Source organism: Caulobacter sp. P4_E5 (genome assembly GCF_056401555.1).
Genome location: NZ_JBFUJD010000075.1, coordinates 20,707 through 28,572, shown reverse-complemented (window position 1 = coordinate 28,572; position 7,866 = coordinate 20,707). Strand labels below are relative to the sequence as shown.

Sequence of the window (7,866 nt, the reverse complement as noted above, 5' to 3'; positions counted from 1 at the left end):
GGTTGAGACTGCTGAACAGCACCGCGTGCGTCAGGTCGATCCGGCCGATCCAGTTGTGGAGCAGATCCACGCTGAAACAGGCCAGGCAGAAGGCCAGACCCAGGCGCGGCGACAGCACCAGGATCGCGGTCAGCAGGATCCCGTTCGAGGGAAAAAAGGCGACCGCGTCGCTGATGTCGCGGCAGAACAGCCAGATGCACAGCTCGACCGCCACATAGGCCAGGAACAGCGCGCAAGCGGCGGACAATCCGTGCTTTTGGGCCGACGGCCGATAGAGGTGAAGGCGAACCGCCATTCGAGGACGTCGCCTAGCCCTGGGGCCGGACGCGCGCGCGGCCCGTACCCGCGCGACGATCGATCCCATGATTGCGCAAGCCGGTCATCGCATCCCCCGCGGGCCAAACCCTATGTGGCAAGAGAGCGGGGCCAAGATCAATGAACGGTGGAGCTCAAGCGCGGGTTTGTCGCACCCAAACAAAAGGGCCCGCCGAAGCGGGCCCAGGGGGAGTGTGTTTCTTGAAGAGGATCAGGCCGTGGCGGGATCCGGCACTGCGCCCAGCGCGCCGCTTTCGCGGGCCTTCTTGCCGTAGACGACCTCGAACAGCGGGCTGGCCATCACCGTGGTGACGATCGCCATCAGCACCAGCATCGAGAACAGGGTCGGGCCGATAATGCCCTTCTGCAGGCCGATATTGATGATGATCAGCTCCATCAGGCCACGCGAGTTCATCAGGGCGCCGATGCCCATGGCCGTGTCGTGGTTCTCGCCGGTCAGGCGGGCCGCGGCGTAGCAGGCGCCCCACTTGGCCAGGACCGAGGCGGCCAGGATCCCGACGGCGATCAGCAGCAGGCTCGGCGAGTTGACCATGTCCATGCGGGTGTTGAGGCCCGAATAGGTGAAGAACATCGGCAGCAGCATGACGACCGCGATCGGCTCGACCTTGCGCTTCAGCTCCTCGACCAGCTTGCCGCGCGGCATGACCACACCGAGGATGAAGCCGCCGAAGATGGCGTGGATGCCGACCGCATCCATCAGGAAGGCCGAGAAACAGAAGGCCAGCAAGATCAGCGCCAGGACCGTGGTGCTCATCTGGCCCTCGCGCTCGACCATGCGGCCCAGCGGGGCCAGGATGCGCGGCCCGAAGGTGGTCAGGAACAGCACGTAGGCCAGGCCGCCGCCGATCGCCAGGATCGCCACGCCGGGGCCGCCGCCGAAGGTGGCCAGCACCAGGGCCAGCACGCACCACGACACCGCGTCGTCGAAGGCGCCGGCCGTCAAGGACAGGGTGCCCAGCGAGGTCTTGGCCAGGCCGCGCTCGTTGATGATCCGRGCCAGCATCGGGAAGGCGGTCAGGGCGATGCAGGCGCCCATGAACAGGGTGGCGTTGGCCTGGCTGATGCCGGCGGCGAACAGGCCCGGCACCTTCAGCAGGAACGGCGTGATGGCCGCGGCGATCAGGAACGGCGCGGCGATGCCGGCGAACGAGACGCTCATCGCGCTCTTGGCCTTGGCTTTGAAGTGGTCGGCCTGGAAGCTGGTGCCGACCATGAACATGTAGAGGCCCACGCCCAGTTGGGCGCCGACATAGAGGACGTTCTTGGTCTCCTTGGGGAACAGGGCCAGCTGCAGATGCGGGAACAGCAGACCCAGCAGGGACGGGCCCAGCACCACGCCGGCGATCATCTCGCCCACGACCTGGGGCTGCTTGAGGATCTTCTGGCCCAGCCAGCCGACCACGCGGCAGGTCAGGATGATGACGGCCAGCTGCAGGAAGAAGTGCACGCTGAAATCGGTTGGCGAGAAGCTTTTCGCCGCGGCCTTGGTCGCCGGTCCGTGCGCGTTGAGCAGGTCCGCCGCCGTGGCGAGCGTCTGCGCGAGTAGGTCTGACACTTGAGTTAGCCCCCTAATGGATGGTTTGGCTTTGCGCCTTGACCTCATGCCGCGCAGAGATCGCGGCGAGGCGCAATCGGGGAGCCGCGTTTTTGACGGTTTCGTCAGCCGATTGTTTTCGTTGGCTTATTTTCTGTTGCTCGAACGCTACTATGTAGTAACGTACCTACAAGACAGCCTTGTCAATGTAGGCATGTAGGTACGAAATGGCCGACGGAACGCGCGCATGAAGGTCCTGACCAGCCGCGACTTCAACCAGGATGTCAGCCAGGCCAAGCGCGCCGCAAGAATCGAGCCGGTGTTCATCACCGACCGCGGCCGGCCCACCCACGTGCTGATGAGCGTCGAGACCTACCGCCGCCTGACGGGCCAGACCGAGACCATCGTCGACCTGCTGGCCATGCCGAGCTTGCCCGCCGTCGACCTCGACCAGGCGCGCTCTACCGACACCTGGGATCATCGGGGAGACGCCTGATGCACCTGCTGGACACCGACATCGTCTTCGAGCTGCGCAACGCCAAGGCCGGCGCGACCGACCCTGGCCTGGCCGCCTGGGCCGCCGGGGCGGCGCGCTCCAGCCTGTTCATCTCGGCCCTGACCTTGCTGGAGCTGGAGACCGCCGTCGCCCGCGCCGAGCGCAAGGACAAGGTTCAGGCGGTTGCGCTGCGCGACTGGCTGGACAACCGCGTCGCCCCCGCCTTCGACGGCCGCGTCCTGGCGGTCGACGCCGCCGTGGTCCGCCGCCGGGCCCACGTGCCGCTGGCCGACTCACGCGACGCCCTGCTGGCCGCCACCGCCCTGGAGCACGGCCTGACCCTGGCCACCCGCGACGCGGCCGCCTTCGCCAAGGTCCCGCGCCTGAAGCTGTTCAACCCCTGGGGCTACAAGCCCGAGGCCCTGGACGACGTCGAGGACTGGGGCGAAGCCGCCAAGGTCGGCGCCCAATGGCTGCGCAACATCTTCGTGCGGGGTTAGACCCTACGGCACTCCTGGCGCCTCCGCCGCCTCGGGTGCCGCCTCGGAGGCCGCGGCGACCTTCACCGTGGTGGTGAACGGCGCCAGCGGCGCGCGCACCAGCACCGGCGCGGGCTCGGCCGCGACCTGGACCGGCGCGGCGGGCGCGGCCACCACGAAGACCGGCTTCGGCGCGGGCTTGGCGGCGACGAACACCAGCCGGTTCCCCTTGCAGGTTCCGGCGTTGTACAGGCCCTTCAGATAGCCGCGCCGCACGAAGCCGGCCTTGATGGCGTCGCGGACCATCTGGTCGTGGCGCTCGGCCCCGGTCAGCTGGCGCACCCAACCGCGCATCGGGATCACGTCGGTGACGGTGCGAGCCACCACGCCCAGCACGGGCTTGGACACGCTCTCACCCTTCTTGGCCTTACCGGCGTTCGAGCGGTCGTCGTAGTCGTCGCCCAGCACGGCGTCGAGGCTGTCGATCTCGGCCTTCAGCGGCTCGCAGCCGGTCTTCGGCGGCGCATAGGGATCGGCGACGGCCGTCTTGAGCAGGTCGGGGATCTGCGAGCGCACGACATTGATGTCGCGCAGCGGCGCGACCACGGCCGAGCCCAGATTGTCGGTATTGGCCTCCGCCGAGGTCTGGGGCGTCTTGTCCTGCTTGCCCGCCAGCGCCGCATCGGCCGCCCCTATCCCGAGACACAACGCCAGCAAGGCCACGCCGCATCGGCTGGACTTGACGACTGGCGACGACATTTTCGTGAACTCGCACGGTTGAACCATGCAGGATCAACCCGGTCAGCGGCCCCGCCGTTCCGCCAGGCGCGCGATCGTGATGGGGTCGCCAAGCCAAGCGTTGCCGCGTCGGACCGAAGCATGCTGATCTGGAGCTCATCCTGAATCCGCGAAAGCCGAGCCAAGGCCACCCCATGCCCGACCTCTCGCGCCTGTCGGACGCCGAGCGCCAGATCCTGCTGTTGCTGGCCCGGGCCATACCGCCAAGAGCGCCGCGACCGTGCTCGATCTCACCGAGGGCGCGGTCAACGAGCGGCTGCGCGAGGCGCGACGCAAGACGGGGGTCGGCAGCAGCCGCGAGCTGGCGCGGCTGGCGGCGGCCCCAGAAAATCGTGACGAGAAAATCGGGGTGGCGGGCGCGGCCGTCGGCGGCGACACCGGACGCCGTCCCTTCGCCTCGCGGGTCCGCTGGCCCGTGCTTCTAGGAGCGTTTTCGATGATCGTCTTGGCTTCCGCGGTCGGCGTCTTCGCCGCCCTGGCCGTCGCCGGCCACCCGGCCCCTAAGCCCTTGGGCCCGCCCCGGGTGGTCGCGACCTCTCCCGCCGTCGGCGCCGAGGTGGCGGCTGGGAAAATCGTCCTCAAGGTCACCTTCGACCAGCCGATGGCGCCCGGCTATTCGTTCATCGCGCGCGACAAGGCCAGCTATCCGACCTGCGCGCCCAAGCCGACCCAGTCGGCCGACGGCCGCAGCTTCACCCTCGACTGCGTGGTCCAGCCCGGGGACTACTGGATCGGCTTCAACAGCCCGCGCTTCCGGAACTTCACCTCGGTCGCCGGCGTGCCGGCCACGCCGGGGCTGCTGCGGTTCTCGGCGCACTAGGCGGCGCTCGTCGGGGCGTGGGTATAGAACCCTCTCTCTTTGAGAGAGGGAGGGGCCCGCGCCGTAGGCGTGGGAGGGTGAGTGGTTAGGCGAAGCCTGTTGGTGGTTTCGCGCATCTCACTGAGATTTCAGGATTTATCGGCAGGCGGTGTAACCTCTCACCCTCCCATGCCGCGCATGGGCCCCTCCCTCTCTCTCAGAGAGAGGGAACAGGTAAGGCACGGGCGTTCAGCCTCCTCCGTCCCCCGCCCTCGAAACCGGCCGTATCCTCTACCCACCTCGAAGCACTGGGGAGGGCGCGCGGCCAGCGACCTTCGCGGCTTCGGGGGGTGGTCGAGCGGGGCCAGGTTCGAGGGGGATACTCGAACGGTCCGGGATCTGGTTGCTGGCCAGACCCGCCCGCCGCTGGCGTGGTTGAGGATACAGGGGCGTGTCTAGGCCTTTTGGCCCGTCTCCCTCGACCTCTGGCGCTTGCCGGAAACGGCGAGCGCCAGGTTCCGTTAAGGCCTGAACAGGGCCACCCGACGGGACGCTGGCGCACAACGATCGCGCGGGGCGTCAGGCTTCGTCGAAACGGTAATTCACTCTCCTCCTCCGGACGTCGTCCGGCGCCCCGCATCCCTCCCCAAACCTCGTGGCTCGCGCCGACGAGCCGACAAGTCATGCCCTCCCACCCGAAAGCGGAAGGGAGCGCTTTCGGAGACTCGACATGCCCCTACCCCGCGAACCCCACCTGAAGCGTTCCGCGAACGGCACCCGCGCCAGCCGGCGCCACGTTCGCGAGATGACCTGGCTCCAAGCAAAGCTGGTCGAACGTTTCGCCGCCCTCGCGGCGATGCTCGAAAGACGAAGGAAGCACACCTACAGAGGCGCTCATGGCATAATCGAATATCTCAAGGCGGGAGATCCCGTTCCGCCCGGTCTCCAGAAGGTCGAATTCGATGAGGACGGCAACGAGATAGACAGCCCCGCCCACGAAAAAGCCCCCGGCCTTGCGGCCGAGGGCTCTTCCAACATTGTCTTCCCGGGCGAAGACCCGGGATCGCCGGAAACGCAAGCGCTTGCCGCGGTCCCGGCTCGGCGCGCTACGCGCTTGGCCGGGATGACAGTTTTAACGGACTAGCGGATGACCCGCGCGCCCTTGCCCTTCATCACGGCCTCGACTTCCGCTTGGCGCACCATCGAGGTGTCGCCCGGCGTGGTCATGGCCAGGGCGCCGTGAGCCGCGCCGTACTCGACGGCGGCCTGGGGGCCCTTGCCTTCCATGAAGCCGAAGGCCAGGCCCGAGGCGAAGCCGTCGCCGCCGCCGACGCGGTCGTAGATCTCGAGGTTCTCGCGCATCATCGAGGCGTAGAACTCGCCGCCGGCGTACAGGATCGCCGACCAGTCGTTGACCGAGGCGGTCTTGGCGTTGCGCAGGGTGGTGGCGGCGACCTTGAAGTTCGGGAACTGCTTCACAGCGGTCTCGATCATCTTCTTGAAGTTGGCCGGGTCGATCGAGCTGATGTGCTCGTCCAGGCCCTCGACTTCAAAGCCCAGGCAGGCGGTGAAGTCTTCTTCGTTGCCGATCATCACGTCGACGTACTGGGCGATGTGACGGTTGACCTTCTGCGCGCCTTCCTTGCCGCCCTGCGACTTCCACAGCGAGGCGCGGTAGTTCAGGTCGTAGGAGATCACGGTGCCGTACTTGCGGGCCACTTCGACGGCTTCGATCACCGCTTCGGCCGTGTTCGAGGCCAGGGCCGCGAAGATGCCGCCGGTGTGGAACCAACGCACGCCTTCTTCGCCGAACAGCTTTTCCCAGTTCACTTCACCGGGGCGGATCTGCGAGGCGGCCGAGTGACCACGGTCGCTGCAGCCCAAAGCGGGACGAACGCCGAAGCCCTTTTCGGTGAAGTTCRGGCCGACGCGGGTGTTGCGGCCCAGGCCGTCGAAGTCGCGCCAGATGACGTGGGAGGTGTCGACACCACCCTGCATCATCAGATCCTCGACCAGCCAGCCCAGGTCGTTCACCGGCAGCGCGGTGACGGCGGTCGAGCGCTTGCCCCAGCACTTCTTGAAGGCGCGGGCGACGTTGTATTCGCCGCCGCCTTCCCAGACATTGAACTGGCGAGCGTTGCGAACCCGGCCGAAGCCCGGGTCGAAGCGCAGCATCACTTCACCGAAGGAAGCGCAGTCCCACTTCGTTTCCGAAGCCGGGCGGATGTTGAGGATATTGTCGGTCATTTAGGCCTTCCCACGAACCTTCTTGATCAGGTCAACAGTCTCGCGGACCTTCTTGGAGATGCCCGCGTAGTCCTTGGCGTCCAGCATTTCCTGGGTGATCAGCTTGGAGCCCATGCCGGCGGCGACGATGCCCGCGCCGAACCACTTCTTCACCGAGGCCTCGTCCGGATCGACGCCGCCCGTCGGCATGATGCGGGTCCAGGGCATCGGGCYCAGCACCGCCTTGACGAAATCGGGGCCGCCGACCGACGAACCCGGGAACACCTTGACGATCTCGCAGCCCAGTTCCTCGGCGTACGAGATTTCCGAGGCCGAGCCGCAACCCGGCGAATACGGGATCTTGCGGCGATTGCAGACCTTGGCGACGTCGGCGTTCAGGATCGGGCCGACGACGAACTTGGCGCCGTTAGCGATGTAGATGCCGGCGGTCGGGGCGTCGACGATCGAGCCCACGCCCATGATCACGCGCGGGTCGGCCTCGGCGAAATAGCGGGTGACTTCGTAGAAGACGTGGCTGGCGAAGTCGCCGCGGTTGGTGAACTCGATGCAGGGCGCGCCGCCGTCGGCGCAGGCCTGGATCACGCTCTTACAGACCTCGACGTCCGGGTGATAGAAAACCGGGATCACACCCTGGTCCATCAAGGCGGTCAGCACCGCCATACGGTCTTTTACCATCATAGACTCCTTCCCGAAGGATCGTTCTTGCGCGGATGGCCGTTTGGGCCGCCGCGCGAGCAATATTTCGCCGGTATTGGCTCAGGGCGTTCCCTTAGACCGCGTCGGGCGCGGGCGCCATACCGGGCTTGCCGCGACGTCGAACTAATGGAGCGTGAGGCGCGGAGTCGGGACCACTTGCTGGTCGCTCTCACGCGCAAAGTCTCTGGTCGTCGCTTCCTTCCCCGAACTCTTTTCCTTTTGGCGCCCTGCCCTCGCCCGGTCGCAAAAGTGAGGGCGTCGGTATGACCCGACGCCCCGGAAGTTTGCGCAGGAGCGAGCTCAAAGAGCCGCAAACGAGACGGCCAACCACGACGCTGCACCGAAACGTTATGACACCGGTGTCACCGGAAACCGGGGAAGTGGCCAGGCCACTTCGCCACCGGTGTCATGGGGAGATAATCAGAAAGCGGAGAGGAGCGCAAGCGCTGTCGAGGTTGGAAATGAGGACGAGCAAGCGCTT

At 66.8% G+C, this 7,866-nt stretch carries 8 protein-coding genes and 3 pseudogenes; 5 read left to right on the top strand and 6 right to left on the bottom strand.

The window, feature by feature from the left end:
- A pseudogene (locus tag AC1DSO_RS19845) lies at positions 1 to 295 on the bottom strand (ATP-binding protein); the annotation flags it as partial.
- 231 nt (positions 296 to 526) lie between these two features.
- Positions 527 to 1,891: a cation:proton antiporter gene (locus tag AC1DSO_RS19840; RefSeq protein WP_477070446.1), complete on the bottom strand. Its 1,365-nt coding sequence runs from the start codon at positions 1,889 to 1,891 to the stop codon at positions 527 to 529.
- A 226-nt stretch (positions 1,892 to 2,117) separates the two neighbouring features.
- Here AC1DSO_RS19840 and AC1DSO_RS19835 point away from each other — a divergent pair, with 226 nt between their 5' ends.
- Entirely contained in the window at positions 2,118 to 2,366 is a 249-nt protein-coding gene (locus AC1DSO_RS19835; protein WP_477070445.1) for a type II toxin-antitoxin system Phd/YefM family antitoxin, read from the top strand.
- The gene (locus AC1DSO_RS19830) at positions 2,366 to 2,866 is read left to right on the top strand and encodes a PIN domain-containing protein (protein ID WP_477070444.1); all 501 of its coding nucleotides are present in this window, start codon (positions 2,366 to 2,368) and stop codon (positions 2,864 to 2,866) included. The genes AC1DSO_RS19835 and AC1DSO_RS19830 overlap by 1 nt, the downstream gene beginning before the upstream one ends.
- Positions 2,867 to 2,869: 3 nt before the next feature.
- On the opposite strand, the gene AC1DSO_RS19825 is transcribed toward AC1DSO_RS19830, so the two are convergent.
- Entirely contained in the window at positions 2,870 to 3,604 is a 735-nt protein-coding gene (locus tag AC1DSO_RS19825) for a hypothetical protein (protein ID WP_477070443.1), read from the bottom strand.
- A 259-nt stretch (positions 3,605 to 3,863) separates the two neighbouring features.
- Here AC1DSO_RS19825 and AC1DSO_RS19820 point away from each other — a divergent pair, with 259 nt between their 5' ends.
- On the top strand, positions 3,864 to 4,463 hold the full coding sequence (locus tag AC1DSO_RS19820; RefSeq protein ID WP_477070442.1) for an Ig-like domain-containing domain: 600 nt from the start codon (positions 3,864 to 3,866) through the stop codon (positions 4,461 to 4,463).
- 265 nt (positions 4,464 to 4,728) lie between these two features.
- Positions 4,729 to 4,877 (top strand): annotated as a pseudogene (locus tag AC1DSO_RS19815) (hypothetical protein); the annotation flags it as partial.
- A 78-nt stretch (positions 4,878 to 4,955) separates the two neighbouring features.
- Here the strand turns inward: AC1DSO_RS19815 and AC1DSO_RS19810 are convergent.
- A pseudogene (locus AC1DSO_RS19810) lies at positions 4,956 to 5,041 on the bottom strand (hypothetical protein); the annotation flags it as partial.
- A gap of 131 nt (positions 5,042 to 5,172) precedes the next feature.
- Here AC1DSO_RS19810 and AC1DSO_RS19805 point away from each other — a divergent pair.
- The gene (locus AC1DSO_RS19805; RefSeq protein ID WP_477070441.1) at positions 5,173 to 5,586 is read left to right on the top strand and encodes a hypothetical protein; all 414 of its coding nucleotides are present in this window, start codon (positions 5,173 to 5,175) and stop codon (positions 5,584 to 5,586) included.
- Here the strand turns inward: AC1DSO_RS19805 and AC1DSO_RS19800 are convergent.
- Both AC1DSO_RS19800 and AC1DSO_RS19795 read right to left on the bottom strand, forming a co-directional pair.
- Positions 5,583 to 6,689, bottom strand: a complete 1,107-nt coding sequence (locus AC1DSO_RS19800) for a PfkB family carbohydrate kinase (protein WP_477070440.1) — start codon at positions 6,687 to 6,689, stop codon at positions 5,583 to 5,585. The two genes, AC1DSO_RS19805 and AC1DSO_RS19800, sit on opposite strands and share 4 nt — an antisense overlap.
- Positions 6,690 to 7,364 carry a bifunctional 4-hydroxy-2-oxoglutarate aldolase/2-dehydro-3-deoxy-phosphogluconate aldolase gene (locus AC1DSO_RS19795; RefSeq protein ID WP_477070439.1) on the bottom strand — a complete coding sequence of 225 codons (675 nt, stop codon included), beginning with the start codon at positions 7,362 to 7,364 and terminating at the stop codon, positions 6,690 to 6,692.
- Positions 7,365 to 7,866 lie beyond the last annotated feature (502 nt).

Bases quoted from the DNA above. Each gene is read 5' to 3' on its own strand.
- AC1DSO_RS19825 (WP_477070443.1), bottom strand. From the start codon at position 3,604: ATGTCGTCGCCAGTCGTCAAGTCCAGCCGATGCGGCGTGGCCTTGCTG.
- AC1DSO_RS19835 (WP_477070445.1), top strand. From the start codon at position 2,118: ATGAAGGTCCTGACCAGCCGCGACTTCAACCAGGATGTCAGCCAGGCC.
- AC1DSO_RS19805 (WP_477070441.1), top strand. From the start codon at position 5,173: ATGCCCCTACCCCGCGAACCCCACCTGAAGCGTTCCGCGAACGGCACC.
- AC1DSO_RS19830 (WP_477070444.1), top strand. From the start codon at position 2,366: ATGCACCTGCTGGACACCGACATCGTCTTCGAGCTGCGCAACGCCAAG.